The following is a 17041-nucleotide window of genomic DNA, read 5'->3' as shown; positions in this document are numbered from 1 at the left end:
GGATGTTCTTGAAAATTCAGGAAAACTTTTTGTGTATGTCACAGGTTTGTCATTTAAGGTTTTTAAAGTTCGTTTTGTTCCTGTTAACGCTTACTGAAAGGTACTGAATGAAACGCACATTTCTGAAAATCGTCGCTGTCACGTTGGCTTCCATGACTATGGGCAGTGCGTTTGCTGCCGATATCACTGGCGCGGGTGCAACGTTTCCCTTCCCGATCTATGCCAAGTGGGCTGAGGTCTATAAAAAAGAAACGGGCACGGGCATGAACTACCAGTCGATCGGATCCTCGGGGGGGATCCGTCAGATCCGTGCCAAGACGGTGGCTTTCGGCGCGACCGATGCGCCGGTGCCAGGCAGCGATCTCGATAAGGACGGCATGGTGCAGTTTCCCGCCATCATTGGCGGTACGGTGCCAGTGCTTCACCTGGAAGGCTTTAAGCCCGGCGAATTGCGTGTGAGCGGTGGCGTTTTGGCAGATATTTTTCTAGGCAAGATCGCCAAATGGAATGATGCCAAGCTGGCAGCGCTGAACCCTGGAAAAACCTTGCCCGACCAGAACATCACCGTGGTACACCGGGCTGATGGTTCGGGAACCACGTTCAATTTCACGGATTACCTGACCGCTGTCAGCAAAGAGTGGGCAGATTCGGTGGGCAAGGGCGCTGCCGTGAAGTGGCCGGCACCGTCGTCGGTCGGTGGCAAGGGTAATGAGGGCGTTGCCGCCAATGTGAATCGCATCAAGGGCGCTGTAGGCTACGTTGAGTATGCTTACGTCAAGAAAAACAACATGAATTTCCTGCAACTGCAAAATGCAGACGGCAAGTTCGTGAGTCCTGACGACAAGTCCTTTGCTGCTGCTGCGGGTGGTGCAGACTGGTTCAGTATGCCGGGCATGGGGATTTCAATGGTCAACGCCAAGGGCGCCGAGAGCTGGCCTATCAGTACCGCCTCGTTCATCCTCATGTACAAGGATCCAGCCGACAAGGCGCAGTCTGCTGAAGTTTTGAAGTTTTTTGACTGGGCTTTCAAGAATGGCAAGGCGATGGCTGCAGAGCTGGACTATGTGCCGCTTCCCGATAGCCTGACTGCTGAGATCCGTGCCAAGATTTGGTCGCAGATCCGCAAGTAATCGGAGACTTCCGGGGTGTCTTTTGTCAGAGGGCTGGTGTTGGCAGAAGATGCCCCAAGGAAACCCACATGAGTGTTGAGATCACGATGAGCGCACAAACAATGCCCGATGCGGCGCATGCACCAGCCAAAGCGATGGTGTCGATTGCCCAGCGGCAGCGTCTTCAGGATATTTTCTTCCATCGGCTGACCCAGGGTCTATCGCTGCTGGTGCTGGCTGCGCTGATGGGCATCATCGTGTCGCTTTTCATCTATGCATGGCCGACGTTTCACAAGTTTGGTGCCCAGTTCATCTGGCGCGTGGAATGGGACATCGTCAATGAAGAGTTTGGTGCAGCCATCGCGATCGTGGGAACCCTGGCCAGTGCGGGCATTGCGCTGTTGATTGCCGTGCCCCTGGCCTTTGGTATTGCGCTGTTTTTGACAGAAACCTGCCCTGTGTGGTTGCGCCGCCCGTTGGGCACAGCGGTGGAGTTGCTGGCAGCGGTGCCGTCCATCATCTACGGCATGTTTGGTCTGTTTGTTTTTGCCCCGCTGTTTGCCGACTACTTTCAGATGCCGGTGCAAAAACTGCTGGGCTCAATGCCATTGGTGGGTTTTTTGTTTGGCGGCAGTACCAACGGGTTTGGCATTCTGGCGGCGGGCATTGTGCTCGCATTCATGGTGCTTCCCTTCATCGCTGCGGTGATGCGGGATGTTTTTGCGATTGTTCCACCCATCCTTCGCGAATCCGCCTATGGGCTGGGGTGTACCACTTGGGAGGTGGTCCATCGTGTCGTGCTGCCCTATACGCAGAAGGGTGTTGTGGGCGGAATCATGCTGGGTTTGGGGCGCGCCCTGGGTGAAACCATGGCAGTGACTTTTGTGATCGGCAATGCCAACCGCATGCCTGCATCACTGTTCTCGCCGGGCACTTCCATTGCATCCACTTTGGCCAATGAATTTGGCGAGGCAGCGGACTTCCACCTGTCCGCATTGTTTGCGTTGGGATTCCTGCTTTTCGTCATCACTTTCGTGGTGCTTTCGGCAGCAAAAATCCTAATGTTGCGGGCGGAAAAGGCCAAGGGTCTATAGGCGCTCTCAAGGCCATCAAAGAGTCTTCATGGAATACAACACCAAAATCTATCAAAAACGGCGGCGCGCCAATGCGGTGGGCCTGACGCTTTCCTTGGGCTCCATGGCCCTGGGGTTGTTTGTGCTGCTCTGGATACTGAGCGTGCTGTTTACCAAAGGTTTTGCTGCGCTGGACTGGAACTTGTTTACCCACTCCACGCCAGCCCCAGGTTCCGAGGGGGGTGGCCTGGCCAATGCCATCGTCGGTAGCCTGATGATGGTGGGGTTTACCGTGCTGGTGTCTACACCGGTAGGTGTCTTGGCCGGCGTGTACCTCGCGGAATACGGCGATCAGAGCAAAACGGCTGAATTGACCCGCTTTGTGACCGACATCATGTTGTCGGCACCCTCCATTGTTCTGGGGCTCTTCGTTTATGCCATTGCCGTCGCCTCCATGGGCCATTTTTCCGGCTGGGCCGGCAGCATGGCGCTGTCGCTGATTGCCGTTCCGGTGGTGGTTCGCACGACCGAGAACATGCTGCGCCTAGTACCAGGCAGTCTGCGTGAAGCGGCCTTTGCACTCGGCGCACCGCGCTGGAAGGTTTCCATCATGGTGAGCTTGCGCGCCGCGCGCAGTGGTGTGATGACGGGTCTTTTGCTGGCTGTGGCGCGTATCAGCGGTGAGACGGCTCCGCTGCTGTTCACTGCCCTGAACAACCAGTTTTTCAGCACCAACATGAATGCGCCTATGGCCAATCTGCCCGTGGTGATCTTTCAGTTTGCGCTCAGTCCGTACGACAACTGGGTACGCCTGGCCTGGGCCGGCGCACTGCTCATTACGCTGGCGGTGCTGGTGCTCAACGTTGTGGCGCGGATCTTTCTGCGCGAAAAAGACAAGGTCTGACATTTACGCCCTTTTTTGCACGGCCTGTCGATGCAGGTACGTCCTTTAACAGAACTGACAATGACCAACGCTACCGCGACGACGACTCCCACCAGGAATGCGCTGGAATTGCGCAATCTGAATTTCTACTACGGTAAGTTCCAGGGACTGCGCAACGTCAGTCTGGATATTGCCGAGCACAAGGTCACCGCTTTTATCGGCCCCTCGGGTTGTGGAAAATCGACCTTGTTGCGCACGCTCAACCGGATGTATAGCCTCTATCCCGGCCAGCGGGCGGAGGGCAGCATCCGCTTTTATGGGCAGGACATCCTGGACCCGAAGCAAGACATCAACTTGCTGCGCGCGCGTATCGGCATGGTGTTCCAGAAGCCCACGCCTTTTCCCATGTCGATCTACGACAACATTGCTTTTGGCGTGAAGCTCTATGAAGCGCTGTCCCCCAGCGAGATGGATGACCGGGTGGAGTGGGCGCTGTCGAAGGCCGCCTTATGGACCGAAGTGAAAGACAAGTTGCACCAGAGCGGCCTGTCGCTTTCGGGCGGTCAGCAGCAGCGCCTGTGCATTGCGCGCAGCGTGGCGGTGAAGCCTTCTGTGCTGCTGCTTGACGAACCCACTTCGGCGCTGGACCCGCTGTCTACGGCCAAGATCGAGGAGCTGATCGATGAGCTCAAGCACGACTACACGATTGCCATCGTGACCCACAACATGCAGCAAGCGGCGCGTTGCAGTGACTACACCGCTTACATGTATCTGGGCGAAATGATCGAGTTTGGAGCGACCGAGGCGATCTTCTTCAAGCCCGAACGCAAGGAAACCGAAGACTACATTACCGGCCGTTTCGGCTGAGGAGCGATTTATGGCAGACAAACATCTTTCTTCCCAGTTCGACAGTGAACTCAATGGGGTTTCCTCACGTGTCATGGAAATGGGGGGGCTGGTGGAGTCCCAGATCCGACAGGCAATTCACGCGCTATCGCAGTTCAGTCTTGAGGCGGTAGAGCAGGTTCGTACGATCGAAAACCGGGTCAATGCCATGGAGGTAGAAATCGACCATGAACTCTCCACCATCATCGCCCGGCGCCAGCCCACAGCACGCGACCTGCGCCTTTTGCTGGCTTTTTCCAAGGCCACGGCCAATCTGGAGCGTATGGGTGACGAGGCCCACCGCATGGCACGCATGGTGCAATCCATCATTGAAGGTGGTGCGCCGCGCTGCCTGCCCTCGAATGACCTGCGGGTGGCCGCCGACCTGGCATCGGGGCAGTTGCGCAAGGCGCTCGATGCCTTTGCCCGGCTGGACACAAAAATGGCCGTCGCAATCCTCAGGGAAGACGACCTGATTGACAGGGAGTTCGATGGCTTCGTTCGCAAACTCATCACCTACATGATGGAAGATCCGCGCACGATCTCCCCCAGCCTGGACCTGCTTTTTCTGGCCAAAGCCATCGAGCGGATTGGCGACCACTCCAAAAATATTGCCGAGCTCATCATTTATCTGGTGAAGGGCATGGATGTGCGACACACCTCTTTGGATGAGATTGAATCGGCGGTCCTGTAAAGGGGTAGAAAAGGAATGAGAAAGCTTCCCCATGTCCTGATCGTGGAAGACGAACCCGCGATTGCTGAATTGATAGCTGTGAATCTGCGACACAACGGTTTTCAGCCCGTTTGGGCTGAGGACGGCGAGACTGCACAGCGCGAACTCGACGCCGTCTTGCCCGATGTAATCCTGCTCGACTGGATGTTGCCCGGCCAGAGTGGCCTGCAGCTTGCGCGCAAGTGGCGTGCCAGTAGCCGTACCAAATCCATCCCCATTCTGATGTTGACCGCCCGCGGGGATGAGCCGGACAAGGTTGCGGGGCTGGACGCTGGAGCGGACGACTACATCACCAAGCCTTTTTCGACCCAGGAGTTGCTCGCACGTATCCGCGCAGTCCTGCGTCGCCGCGCACCAGAGCAAGCACAAGAAAGTGTGACGATGGGGGCATTGGTTTTGGACGCTGCAACGCACCGTGTCTCGTTGGACGGGCAAGCCTTGAAAGTCGGCCCGACCGAATTCAAGTTGCTGCATTTCTTCATGACCCATCCCGAGCGGGTGCACAGCCGCGCCCAGTTGCTGGACAAAGTGTGGGGTGACCATGTGTTTATTGAGGAACGTACGGTCGACGTCCATGTCAAGCGGCTGCGCGAAGCACTGGGCGAGGCGGGCCTGATGGTGGAAACGGTGCGCGGCGTAGGTTACCGGTTTGCGGCTCCGCCACAGGTGCCCTTGCGGGTCTGAGCTCCCATGCTCTGGCGATTTTCTATTTTCCTGTGCTGGCAATTGCTGGGCATGGGTCTGGGGTGGTGGCAAGCTGGCGCCTGGGGGGCCGCTTCAGGGGCTGCGGTTGCGGCATGGATCTGGTTTTTTCTGGATTTGTGGCGCGGTGCCCGAGTGCTGGGCTGGATGCGCACGGGTGAAATGGTCAAGGCACCTGCGATGCGGGGCATGTGGGGTGAGGCAGTGGAGCGCACCCGGCGCCTGGTGCGCAAGCAGGAATCACAGGCCCAGGAGAGCCAGAGCCGGCTGGAGGACATATTGGCTGCCTTGCAGGCGTCGCCCAACGGCGTTGTGCTGCTGGACAAGGCGGGCCGCATTGAGTGGTGCAATGCCATGGCCGCGGCACATTTCGGGTTCGATGCGCAGCGCGATGCGCTCCAGTCCATCCGAAATCTGGTGCGCGACCCGGAGTTCAATGCCTATTTTGCTGCCCAGGACTATTCTGCAAGTGTGGTGCTGGAGGGGCGCGAGAGCACGCCGTCCCGGCCGGTACGGATTGCCGTGCAATTGCATCCCTATGGCGATGGCCGCAGTTTGCTGCTCTCACGGGATATCACGGCACTGGAGCAGGCCGACGCCATGCGGCGAGATTTCGTCGCCAATGTGTCGCACGAAATCCGTACGCCTTTGACGGTATTGATGGGTTTTGTGGAAACCTTGCAGACGCTACCGATTTCGGCCGATGAACGCGCGCGGTATCTGGAATTGATGGCACAGCAGGCCACGCGCATGCACAGCGTAGTGCAGGATCTGCTGGCGCTCTCTCGTCTGGAAGGCAGCCCTTTGCCGGGGATGCGCGAGTGGCATCCCGTGCAGACCTTGTTGCTGCGCTGCGAGGAGGAGGGACGGGCGCTTTCGAACCTGTTGATCCGTGGCCAGGCGCGTCCGCATGAATGGACGTTTCCGGAGCCCGCCGCAGGGGCCGAGGCGCTCGACATTGCCGGCAGCATGAAGGAGTTGCAAAGCGCTCTGTCCAATCTGGTGGGCAATGCCGTGCGCTATACCCCGGCCGGGGGGCGTATTGCAGTGCAGTGGAAGACACTTGCCGATGGCCGTGGTGTTTTTTCGGTGCAGGATACCGGCCCCGGCATTGCTCCGGAGCACATTCCCCGGTTGACCGAGCGCTTCTACCGCATTGACCGCAGCCGCTCACGCGAAACGGGGGGCACAGGCTTGGGGTTGGCCATCGTCAAGCATGTGCTGCAGCGCCATGGCGCTGAGCTGCACATTGCGAGTGTGTTGGGGCAGGGCTCGACGTTCAGTGTTGTTTTCCCTGCAAACAGGCTGCGCCATGTAACGCTGGAGCAGGATGAAGAGACGCATTGAGTGCGCGTTGGAGCATCCATGCGAAGGCGGCCGCGGTCACGGCCAGCGCCGCTGCGCTCGCCGCCCAGAACGGCGCAGGGGACTGCAGCGCGGGTAGGCTGCCCATGCCCTGATAGGCCAGCACATAACCGCCCCCTAAGCCCATACCCCACAGCATGCAGCCATACACCACAAGGGGCGCAAGGGTGATGCGGTAGCAGCGCAGCACGAACACACACAGCGTCTGGACCGCATCGAACAAATGGTAGACAGCGACCCAAACCAGCAGTGCTGACGTCAGCAGGATGACGTCAGCGTCATTGCTGTACACACGAGCCAGAGATTCTTTTGCTATAAATAATATAGCTGATAGCGCAATACTGGTAAGCGCTGAAAGCCAAAAACCCATCCAGGCTACATGGCGGGCCAACGCATCGTTGCCGGCGCCGCGCCAGAAGCTTACCCGTGCGCTGGTGGCAATGGCAAAGGAGAGCGGGACCATGTACAGCACGGCAGCCAGATTGGCGGCAATCTGGTGCCCGGCGGTCGCCAGGGTGCCCTGCCGCGCGATGAAAAGCGCCATCAGCGTGTACGAAGTAACCTCCACCGTGATGGCCAGGGCGGCGGGGACGCCCAGCCTGGCAAAAGCGCCCAGCTGCGTCCAGTCAGGGCGCTCCATGGACCTCCACAGGCGCAATGGTGTGTAGATGTCCTGGGTGCGCAGCAGGTACAGCCCCAAGCCGAGCAGGGTGCAGTTCACCACCAGTGTGGCCCAGGCGCACCCCACAACCCCCATGGCAGGCAGGCCGGCGCCGCCAAAAGTGAACCAGATGGACAGGGGGATCTTGACGAAAAGCGCGGCCACCTGCAGCCACGTCACCAGTTGGGGATGGCCCAATGCCTGGTTGAGGGTGCTGTACAGCCGAAACAGCAAGGCCGGTGGTAAAGCCAGTGCCAGAACGCCCAGGTATTGGGAAACCGGCGCACGCAGCGCTGTGGGTACATCGGTCCATTCAAGGACGGCATCTGGGAACAGCAGAGCGGCCATGCCCAGCAGACAGGTGGCAGCGCACAGGTAAAGTGCTTGGCGGAATGTACGGCCAATGTCTGCCGGATTCTGAGCGCCGCGCTGTTCCGCCCAGACCGGCAGGAGCGCCTGCAGCAACCCCATGAGCGCCACGTAAACACTGATGAAGATGGCTGAACCAATCGACAGAGCGGCCAGTGAGGCCTCGGCATGTCGGCCCGCCACAATGGTGTCCGTGACGCCAAAGGCCATGACGGCGAGCTGACCCGCCAACACAGTCAGTGCATGGCGAGTAATCGCCGATCGTTCCGACATTGTTGTCACACTCATTCCACCCACAAGCGCTTAAGGTGCGCTGTACCGGTACAGCAGCAAGGCGTCGTTGCGGTCGGTGGGGCGTCCTTGTGTGGTGTTGAGTGTCCAGCCGTTCAAGTCAGGCATCCATGGCGGGCCCATGGGCAAGTCCGTAGCATCTATTTGCTGAGCCCACACCAGCCATGGGCAGCTGGGGGGGCTGGCGAGGGGGGTCAACCGTAGCTGGCCATGAAATTGCAAGGCTGCGATCTGGCTGCGGCCCAGGCCGAACATGTGCATGCAGGGCGGTTGGTGGGCCGCCGACACAATGGCATGCATCTGTGGGGCATCGCTGCGGGCGTAGTTGAGCATAGGAAGCCAGAGTGTCATCAGCAGCAGCCAGCTGAGCGTGGCGCCGGAGGCAGGAAGCACCAAACTTTTCCAGATTGGTTTGCGATCCCGGCCTGTACGCCACCCTACCAGAGCGCACCACGCCGCGGTGGCAGCCAACGCTACGGCAAATGCCAGAAATGAGAACTCGGGCTCGAACCCGCGCGCCAGTTTGGCGACGTTGGCGGCAGGCTTGGCGGGAATGCCGGTCTGTGTAGAGACCCAAACCACCCAGATGGCGATGGCGGACACGGAGAAGAACAGCAGCGTGAACCAGTCGATCAATGCGGCCACGCTGCGGCGCAAGGTAGGCAGGGCAAAAGCCGCCAAAGCCGCCAATGCGGGAAGACCCAGCAGCAGGGCACGGTCGGCCGGCTGAGTGCACAGGCTGGCGCCCATCGAGATCAATACAAACCACAAAGGCAGCATCAGATGACGGTGCAATTGCCGGTTCCAGATTTGCTTGCGCCAGCGCCAGAGGGTCCACAAAGCCAAAGGCCATGCGGGCCAGGTAAACCACACCAGAAGGCGTCCCAGGCTGGGCCAGTCCTTCGTATCGGCTTGGGGCCAAACAATCCGCCAGCGCCACAGGTCCAGTTGCCAGGCTAGAACGGTCACGGCCACCGCCAGCAGGGAAATACCCAGAGCCAAAAACCGGGCACGTACATGGGATGTGCCTGCGTTGTTCGGGTCGCAAACGCACATCATGCTGCCGCCCAGGCCGTAGAGCAAGGCCAGTGCAGGAGCACCACTGAGCACCAGCCCCGGCAGCCCCACTATCAGGGCCAGGAGTGGTCCGAAGGTTCTATGAGGCGCCGCAGCCAGTCCATAGAAGAGCAGGGAGGTGCAGCACAACTGTACAAGATACGAAGTGGTTTCGTGGGAAGGCTGGGCCAACCCCAGGCAGGCCAGTAGGGCCAGCAGGCCGCCATCGGCCATGGCGCGGGCATAGTCTGCGGGGTCGGCCTCGCCACCAAAGGCAAATGCGACAGGTTGCGCCCCTGGGCTGCGCGCCAAGTCATGAATGCCATACCAAGTGGCCTGAAGGGTTAACGCGAGCAGCAGAACAAATGGAATGCGGACGGCCCATTCAGGCGCCAGCCAGGGCGATGTAAATTGAATAGCCCATGCACCGAGCCAGTATGGGAGCAGGCCATCTGTCTCAGGCGGTAGATCGCCCAGCAGGGGAGACAGCCATGGCGTATGCCCTTGCGCCAGTTCGATCATGTAACCTAAAGCGGTCATGTCGGCGCCACGCCATGGGTCCCGCCCCAGAAAACCCGGCACGATGTAAGCTAGACACAGCAGCAAGAGAGCCCAACGGGGCAAGCGACGCACGGCACTCTGGGGAACGATGGCGGGAGTGGGCTGGTTCACGCTGCAAAAGAGGAAGAGGGTGTGCCGTTTTTAAAAACCTGCGATAGCGTAAAGACAGCGCTTGCGGGCAGAGGTGTCCAGGCGGGATGATCGCAAGTATCCCGGAAATGCAAAGAAAAAGGCAGCGCGGTTGCCCGGGCTGCCCTTTGGCGGATTGGCGAGAATTACTTCGCCGTGGTCTTGCCGAAGCGGTTGCGGAAGCGTTCCACACGGCCACCCATATTGTCCACCGATTTTTGCGTGCCGGTGTAGAAGGGGTGCGATTCGCTGGTGGTATCAAGCTTGAACAGCGGCAGTTCGCGTCCGTCTTCCATCTTGATCATTTCCTTGGCGTTCACGCACGAGCGCGTGACAAACTTGAAGCCGTTGGACATGTCCTGGAAGCAAACTTCGCGGTAGTTTGGGTGAATGCCTTCTTTCATGGCGAATCCTTGTATGTGTATCAACTGCGGCAGCCACTGCAGCACCTATTTGCCACAGCACTTTTCGCGAAAAGCTCTAGATTATCGCATGAATGGGGCGATCAGCCACCGCGCCGCATCATGTCGAAAAACTCGACGTTGCTCTTGGTTGCCTTCATGTTTTTGATCATGAGCTCCATCGATTCGATTTCATCCATGTTGTACATGAATTGGCGCAGGATGCGGGTTTTCTGCAGAATCTCGGGTGCCAGCAGCAGCTCTTCGCGGCGTGTGCCGCTCTTGTTGAGCTCGATGGCGGGAAATACGCGCTTTTCGTACAGGCGGCGGTTCAGGTGGATTTCACAATTGCCGGTGCCCTTGAATTCTTCAAAGATCACTTCGTCCATGCGGCTACCGGTGTCTACCAGCGCTGTGGCGATGATGGTGAGCGAGCCGCCTTCTTCGACCTTGCGGGCTGCTCCGAAGAAGCGCTTGGGGCGTTGCAGAGCAGCAGCATCCACCCCCCCCGACAGCACCTTGCCGCTCGACGGCACAACGTTGTTGTAGGCGCGGGCCAAGCGAGTGATCGAGTCCAGCAGAATCACCACGTCCATCTTGAGCTCGACCAGGCGTTTGGCCCGCTCGATCACCATTTCGGCCACGTGCACGTGGCGTGCGGCGGGCTCGTCAAAGGTGGAGGCAATGATTTCGCCCTTCACGGTACGCTGCATTTCCGTCACTTCTTCGGGGCGCTCGTCCACCAGCAGCACCATCAGGTGCACGTCGGGGTTGTTGGCCGTGATGGCGTGGGCAATGTGCTGCATCATCACCGTCTTGCCGCTTTTTGGCGGGGCAACGATCAGGGCGCGCTGGCCACGGCCGATAGGCGCGATGATGTCGATGATGCGGCCAGTGATGTTCTCTTCGCTCTTGACGTCGCGCTCCAGGCGCATCTGCTCCTTGGGGAACAGGGGCGTCAGGTTTTCGAACATCACCTTGTGCTTGTTTTGCTCCGGCGGGCCGCCGTTGACCGAGTCCAGCTTGTTCAGCGCAAAGTACCGTTCACCATCTTTGGGTGTGCGGACTTCACCTTCGATCATGTCGCCGGTGTGCAGGTTAAAGCGACGCACCTGGCTCGGGCTGATGTAAATGTCGTCTGTGCTGGCCGTGAAGCTTGTGTCTGGGCTGCGCAGGAAGCCAAAACCGTCAGGCAGGATTTCCAGCACGCCATCGGCGATGATTTGTTCCCCGGTCTTGGCCCGCTTCTTGATGATCGCAAACATCAACTCCTGCTTGCGCATGCGGCCGCCGTTTTCGATTTCAAGCTCTTCAGCCTGCTTGAGGACTTCAGACACGTGCAGTGCCTTGAGTTCGTTTAAGTGCATGGATTGACTCCTTGGCGGAGCTGGTATGAATCTTGGGAGAGGGGGGCTGGTGCCGGGTGGACTGCTGTTTGCAGACCCAGCTTGCCTGGGATCTTGACCCGGCTGCCAATGCATGCAGTCCGGTGATCTGTGGGAATTATGACAGGAAAAAATGCAGAGGCTTTGTGGGCACTGAATCGGGTGGGGCGATAAATGTCGTCCGGGGCCACTGGCCTGTGTTGTCTGTGGCCCCAAAAACCGCTGGCTGCAAAGCCAGCAGTTTTCTCGAATCAGGCCAATTGCTGGTCGATGAACGCGGTCAGTTGTGCCTTGCTCATCGCGCCGACCTTGGTCGCGGCCAACTGGCCATCCTTGAAAATCATCAGCGTGGGGATGCCGCGGATACCGAACTTGGCCGGAACTTCGCGGTTTTCGTCGACATTCATTTTGGCAACTTGCAGCTTGCCTTGGTAGGCGCCTGCCACTTCGTCGAGAATGGGGGCAATCATCTTGCAGGGGCCGCACCATTCTGCCCAGTAATCGACCAGGACCGGTGTACCGGATTTCAGTACATCAGCCTCGAAGCTGGCGTCAGAAAGATGTTTGATGAGTTCGCTGGCCATGCGCTTTCCTTGTTGGTGGTGTACCGGTACGTATAAAGTTCTTTTATTGTGACAGAAACAAGGGCGCCCCTGTCGTCGACAAGGCGACGCGGCGCTATGACTGTCATAGCAAAAATCGATGAACGAAATACCCGTTGTGTTCCGTGGGCACCATCGACAGCAGCCATCTCATTTCACCAGCCTCCAATCGCCGCATGTCGGCATGAACCTTATCCAATATGACTGAGTTGATATCTGTTCCGCCACAGCGCGTATGTGATGTAGCCGTGGTGGGCGGCGGGCCCGCGGGCTTGATGGCCGCAGAGGAGTTGGCCCGCGCGGGCAATGCTGTGCACCTGTTTGACGCCATGCCGTCGGTGGGACGAAAATTTTTGCTGGCCGGCAAGGGCGGGCTTAATCTGACGCATTCTGAACCGTTCGATATCTTTATTTCCCGTTTTGGGGGGCGCGCACCGCAGTTGTTGCCTTTGCTCAAAGAGTTTGGCCCTGAAGAGTTGCGTGGCTGGGCAAAAGCACTGGGTGTAGATACCTTTATCGGCACGTCTGGCCGGATCTTTCCTGCCGACTTGAAGGCTGCTCCTCTGCTTCGCGCCTGGCTGCACCGTTTACGGACCATGGGCGTGCAATTTCATATGCGCCACCGGTGGTGTGGCTGGGCAGAAGACGGCGCTTTGCGGCTGGTGTCGCCGACGGGTACGCTGTTCGTGCAGGCAAAGGCAGTGGTTTTGGCCCTTGGCGGCGCTAGCTGGGGCAGACTGGGGTCTGACGGCGCTTGGGTGCCGGTGCTGGAATCTTGCGGTATGCCGGTGGCGCGGTTGCGGCCTGCCAACTGTGGTTTTGATGTCCCAAGTCGGGTGGCTTTGGCCGGAGAGACGCGGCGTGAATTTCTGCAGGAACTCATGGGTCAACCGCCAGTAGTGCAGACGGGCTGGTCGCCACATTTCGCGCAGCGCCATGCAGGCCAGCCTTTCAAATCGGTCGCCATTACCTTTAGCAGCCGCGATGGCCGCAGTTTTTCGCGCAGAGGCGAGTTTGTTGCCACAGTGACCGGCGTGGAGGGTAGTCTGGTCTACGCGGTGTCGGCATTGTTGCGTGATGAGATCGAGGCCCACGGCAGTGCTACGTTCCAGCTGGATCTGCTGCCCGATCACTCGCTCGAGCGCGTGCTGACGGAGGTGCGCCACCCCCGTGGATCGCGTTCTTTGACCAGCCATCTCAAAAGTCGCCTGGGCCTTGATGGCATCAAGATGGCCATTCTTCATGAGCAACTGGACAAGGCGCAGATGAACGACCCGGTGGCTTTGGCGCAGGCTATCAAGGCCTTGCCCATTACCGTGGTGGCGCCCCGGCCATTGGACGAGGCCATCAGCACCGCTGGCGGCGTGGCTTTCGAAGGATTGGATGACCAGCTTATGGCTCTTGGTCGTCCAGGTGTCTTCTGTGCAGGGGAAATGCTCGATTGGGAAGCCCCCACCGGAGGCTATCTGTTGACGGCGAGTCTGGCAACAGGGTTTCATGCCGGGCGCGGCGCTGCGGCATGGCTTGAGGCCAACGAGCGAGGAGCAGCGGCGGTCCCTTGAAGAAGTGGGGCGCGCAGAGGGTTCTGCGTGATGTCATCACTTGATCTAAACTGCTGACGATGACAACCACTGTGTCTTTGCCTCCATGAGTTCAATCTCGACGGTGGTCTTTGCCGACCTCTCCGGGAGCACCTCGCTCTACGAAACGATGGGCAACGAGCGCGCGGCCAAGACGGTCATGCGTCTGACGCAATGGATCGCCGAAGTCATGCAGGCGCACCAGGGGCGTGTGGTCAAAATGCTGGGGGATGGCGTGTTGGGCATCTTTGCCAGCGCCAACCAGGCAGTAGCGGCTGCCGGCGAACTGCAGCGCAGCCACCAGATTCATCTCCAGCGCTGGCCCGAAGTATTGCGCATGGAAATGCACGTAGGCGTTGCCTGCGGAGAGGTTTTGGAAGTCGACGGTGATGCCTATGGCGATGCCGTCAACGTGGCATCCCGGCTGTGCGAGCGCGCGGGACCAGGCGAAATCTGGACCAATGATGTCACGGCTGTGGATGCTGGGGTGGTTCCGCATGTGCGCTTTCGCAAGCTGGGCGTTTTTGAGATACGCGGCAAGACCGAGGCACAACTCATCTACCAAGCCGAATGGCGAGAACAGGATTCGCCGGAGCAGCTGACCATGCAAGCGGGTCTTCACAGCAATGTTGCGCCTTTGGACTCGTTGCCGGGTTCGATCGAGTTGGCATGGAAAGGCGAGACACTTTTGTTTTCGTCGGAGGATATGCCCTTGCACATTGGCCGCTCCAGTGCGGCGCAGGTCAGCATTGCGGACCCCCGTGTTTCTCGTATGCACGCCCGCATCGACTGGACGAATGGCGCCTTCGCACTGACCGATGTCAGCAGTTTTGGCACATGGGTTCAGTTTGCGAACAGTGACACTGCCGTTCCTTTGCGTCGCAGTGCCTGCTTGCTCCATGGTGAGGGACGGTTGGCCCTGGGCATGCCTTTTGATGCCGGGGCGCCGACACTTGATTTCCGCGTCACTGGCAGCAGCATGCATCTGGGGTAGGTGCGGCTATTCTGCCAAGCGGGCAGCAGGGTGCATTCAGGGTCAATTTGGCGTTTAATGGAATGCACTGTCCATACCGCAAACCTGCCATGTTTGAACGACTTCGTTCCGTCTTTGCACGCAGCCAGGAGCCTGTCCATATCCAGGGCATTGCAACGCCTGCGCAGCTTGCGCTCTGGGCTGCTGCGCAGCGTTGGTCTTTCGATTTTCAGGGTGAACCGGCACGGTTTCAGCTGAGCGGTACGGTGGTGGGGCAACCTTGGCTGCTGGAAAGCGGATCGCCTACGCGCGACTATCTGAAGGGTACGGAGTTGCGTGCCAGAACCGACCCGCATGCAACCCCTGATGCCAGTGTCATGGTGATCAGTCGCACGCTGAAAGAGGTTTTGGAGGGGCGCGTTTATGGCGCCCTTACGGAAACCCTGCAGACCGCTGTGGACGAAAGCCTGCCCCAAGAAATGCGCTGGCTTGCCATGTACGAGGAAGTGCAGTGGCCTGAACTGCCGCCTTCTTTCATACGGCTTTTTTCCGTGGTGGGCGACCGCAAAGAGCAGGCGCGCCGTTGGGTCAATGCAGCCGTGGTGTCACACCTTCTTGGGAGCCGCAGTGCAGAACAGGCGGCGTTGCCCCTTGTGCTGATGCTGTCGGGTGGCCAGTTATCGCTGCGGATGCAGACCATGGACTGCTACCTTCCCGACCTCGAATACGCTACCACCCTGTTGATGGCCGCAGCTACCGTGGCGGCGCAGAAGCTGCCGCCTGCGTCTGACTCGGGGCCCGCCACGCTGCCGCCCGGGTGAGGTCGGCAGGTTCCTGCAGACTTAGGGCAATGCTGAACAAGTCCCTCACGCGCTGCGCATCCGTACCTCGGGCGGTCTGCGGCGTTGCAAATCCTCGCCATAGCTGCGGCTATGGCTGCGGTTTGCGCCTTGCATCCCATCCCGATGCACGGCGCGCATCATCGCGGTGACTTATTCAGCATCGCCTTAGAGCGCCTTAGTGCGCCTTGGGCGGTGCGTACTTGCCCAGTTCCATTTTGGCAATGGAGGCGCGGTGCACTTCGTCCGGGCCATCGGCAAAGCGCAGGGTGCGCGCCTGGGCATACGAGAAAGCCAAGGGGAAGTCATCGCTGACGCCACCGCCACCGTGGGCCTGCAAAGCCCAGTCGATCACCTCACAGGCCATGCTGGGAGCGACCACCTTGATCATGGCGATTTCGGTTTTGGCGACCTTGTTACCGGCCATGTCCATGATCCAGGCCGCCTTGAGCGTGAGCAGGCGCGCCATGTCGATCTTGCAACGTGCTTCGGCAATGCGCTCTTGTGTCACGCCTTGCTGGGCCACCGTTTTTCCAAAAGCCACGCGGCTCATGGAGCGCTTGCACATGAGTTCCAGCGCGCGCTCGGCCAGGCCGATCAGGCGCATGCAGTGGTGGATGCGTCCGGGGCCAAGGCGCCCCTGGGCGATCTCGAAACCGCGGCCTTCGCCCAGCAAAATGTTAGAGACGGGCACGCGCACGTTCTCGAACAGTACTTCGGCGTGGCCGTGGGGTGCATCGTCGTAGCCGAACACGTTGAGCGCACGTACCACCTTCACGCCGGGCGTGTCGGCGGGTACCACGATCATGCTTTGTTGCGAATGGCGGGGCGCTTCGGGGTCTGTCTTGCCCATGGTGATAAGCACCTTGCAGCGCGGATCCATCGCACCGGAGGTCCACCACTTGCGACCATTGATGACGTATTCGTCGCCCTGGCGCTCGATGCGTGTCTCGATGTTGGTGGCGTCGCTCGATGCCACATCGGGCTCGGTCATGGCGAAGGCTGAGCGGAACTTGCCTTCGAGCAGGGGTTTGAGCCAGGTGGCCTTGATACCGTCGGAGCCGTAGCGCGCAATGGTCTCCATGTTGCCGGTGTCGGGCGCGGAGCAATTGAAGACTTCGCTGGACCAGAGCACGCGGCCCATGATTTCGGCCAGCGGGGCGTATTCAGCGTTGGTCAGGCCAGCGCCGTGGTAGCCCGAGGCCTCGGCCGTATCCACAGGCATGAACAGGTTCCACAGTCCAGCAGCCTGGGCTTTGGCCTTGAGGTTTTCGACGGTCTGTAGCGGCGTCCAGCGCTTACCGATCGCCGTGTTGGCGGCCAGCTCGGCGGCGTACTGGCTTTCAGCCGGGTAGATGTGGTCGTCCATGAACTGGAGCAGTTTCTTCTGCAGTTCCTTGGTTTTGGGCGAGTAATCGAAGTCCATGGGTTCTCCTTGAAAAAC

The 17041-nt window shown here is 59.4% G+C and carries 16 protein-coding genes; 10 read left to right on the top strand and 6 right to left on the bottom strand.

All coding sequences use genetic code 11. The features are described 5' to 3' along the window. Positions 1–107 precede the first annotated feature (107 nt). From pstS to phoR, 7 genes are all read left to right on the top strand, one after another. Entirely contained in the window at positions 108–1130 is a 1023-nt protein-coding gene (pstS, locus tag C8D04_RS06425; RefSeq protein WP_116004105.1) for a phosphate ABC transporter substrate-binding protein PstS, read from the top strand. Between the two features lie 68 nt (positions 1131–1198). Further along, positions 1199–2203 (top strand): phosphate ABC transporter permease subunit PstC, encoded by a 1005-nt coding sequence (gene pstC, locus C8D04_RS06420; protein WP_116004104.1) that lies wholly within the window; start codon positions 1199–1201, stop codon positions 2201–2203. A 28-nt stretch (positions 2204–2231) separates the two neighbouring features. Continuing rightward, positions 2232–3086: a phosphate ABC transporter permease PstA gene (gene pstA / locus C8D04_RS06415; protein ID WP_116004103.1), complete on the top strand. Its 855-nt coding sequence runs from the start codon at positions 2232–2234 to the stop codon at positions 3084–3086. Positions 3087–3146: 60 nt separating this feature from the next. Continuing rightward, a complete protein-coding gene (gene pstB / locus C8D04_RS06410; RefSeq protein ID WP_116004102.1) occupies positions 3147–3932 on the top strand; it encodes a phosphate ABC transporter ATP-binding protein PstB in 786 nt (261 codons plus the stop codon). Between the two features lie 10 nt (positions 3933–3942). Next, positions 3943–4644, top strand: a complete 702-nt coding sequence (gene phoU / locus C8D04_RS06405; RefSeq protein WP_116004101.1) for a phosphate signaling complex protein PhoU — start codon at positions 3943–3945, stop codon at positions 4642–4644. A 15-nt stretch (positions 4645–4659) separates the two neighbouring features. Beyond that, positions 4660–5367, top strand: coding sequence for a phosphate regulon transcriptional regulator PhoB (phoB, locus tag C8D04_RS06400; protein ID WP_116004100.1), 708 nt, complete (start codon positions 4660–4662; stop codon positions 5365–5367). 6 nt (positions 5368–5373) lie between these two features. After that, the gene (gene phoR / locus C8D04_RS06395) at positions 5374–6732 is read left to right on the top strand and encodes a phosphate regulon sensor histidine kinase PhoR (protein WP_116004099.1); all 1359 of its coding nucleotides are present in this window, start codon (positions 5374–5376) and stop codon (positions 6730–6732) included. Here phoR and C8D04_RS06390 read toward each other — a convergent pair. The 5 genes from C8D04_RS06390 to trxA form a co-directional block, all read right to left on the bottom strand. After that, the gene (locus C8D04_RS06390; RefSeq protein WP_116004098.1) at positions 6665–8053 is read right to left on the bottom strand and encodes an MATE family efflux transporter; all 1389 of its coding nucleotides are present in this window, start codon (positions 8051–8053) and stop codon (positions 6665–6667) included. The genes phoR and C8D04_RS06390 overlap by 68 nt on opposite strands. 30 nt (positions 8054–8083) lie before the next feature. Then, positions 8084–9799, bottom strand: coding sequence for a hypothetical protein (locus C8D04_RS06385; RefSeq protein ID WP_116004097.1), 1716 nt, complete (start codon positions 9797–9799; stop codon positions 8084–8086). A 164-nt stretch (positions 9800–9963) separates the two neighbouring features. After that, the gene (locus C8D04_RS06380; protein ID WP_116006056.1) at positions 9964–10221 is read right to left on the bottom strand and encodes a type B 50S ribosomal protein L31; all 258 of its coding nucleotides are present in this window, start codon (positions 10219–10221) and stop codon (positions 9964–9966) included. A 101-nt stretch (positions 10222–10322) separates the two neighbouring features. After that, positions 10323–11585, bottom strand: coding sequence for a transcription termination factor Rho (rho, locus tag C8D04_RS06375; RefSeq protein ID WP_116004096.1), 1263 nt, complete (start codon positions 11583–11585; stop codon positions 10323–10325). A 269-nt stretch (positions 11586–11854) separates the two neighbouring features. Beyond that, entirely contained in the window at positions 11855–12187 is a 333-nt protein-coding gene (trxA, locus tag C8D04_RS06370; RefSeq protein WP_116004095.1) for a thioredoxin TrxA, read from the bottom strand. Between the two features lie 218 nt (positions 12188–12405). Between trxA and C8D04_RS06365 the strand changes: the two genes are divergently transcribed. The 3 genes from C8D04_RS06365 (at position 12406) to C8D04_RS06355 (ending at position 15579) form a co-directional block, all read left to right on the top strand. Further along, on the top strand, positions 12406–13767 hold the full coding sequence (locus C8D04_RS06365) for a TIGR03862 family flavoprotein (RefSeq protein ID WP_116004094.1): 1362 nt from the start codon (positions 12406–12408) through the stop codon (positions 13765–13767). A gap of 85 nt (positions 13768–13852) precedes the next feature. After that, a complete protein-coding gene (locus tag C8D04_RS06360; RefSeq protein ID WP_116004093.1) occupies positions 13853–14779 on the top strand; it encodes an adenylate/guanylate cyclase domain-containing protein in 927 nt (308 codons plus the stop codon). An 89-nt stretch (positions 14780–14868) separates the two neighbouring features. Beyond that, complete coding sequence (locus C8D04_RS06355; protein WP_116004092.1) at positions 14869–15579, top strand: hypothetical protein; 711 nt, start codon at positions 14869–14871, stop codon at positions 15577–15579. Between the two features lie 196 nt (positions 15580–15775). Here C8D04_RS06355 and C8D04_RS06350 read toward each other — a convergent pair whose 3' ends face one another. After that, positions 15776–17023 (bottom strand): acyl-CoA dehydrogenase family protein, encoded by a 1248-nt coding sequence (locus C8D04_RS06350; RefSeq protein WP_116004091.1) that lies wholly within the window; start codon positions 17021–17023, stop codon positions 15776–15778. Between the last annotated feature and the right edge of the window lie 18 nt (positions 17024–17041).

The sequence above is a fragment of the Simplicispira sp. 125 genome, from assembly GCF_003096555.1.
GTDB lineage: Bacteria > Pseudomonadota > Gammaproteobacteria > Burkholderiales > Burkholderiaceae_C > Simplicispira.
This window is presented reverse-complemented; position numbering and strand designations above follow the sequence as displayed.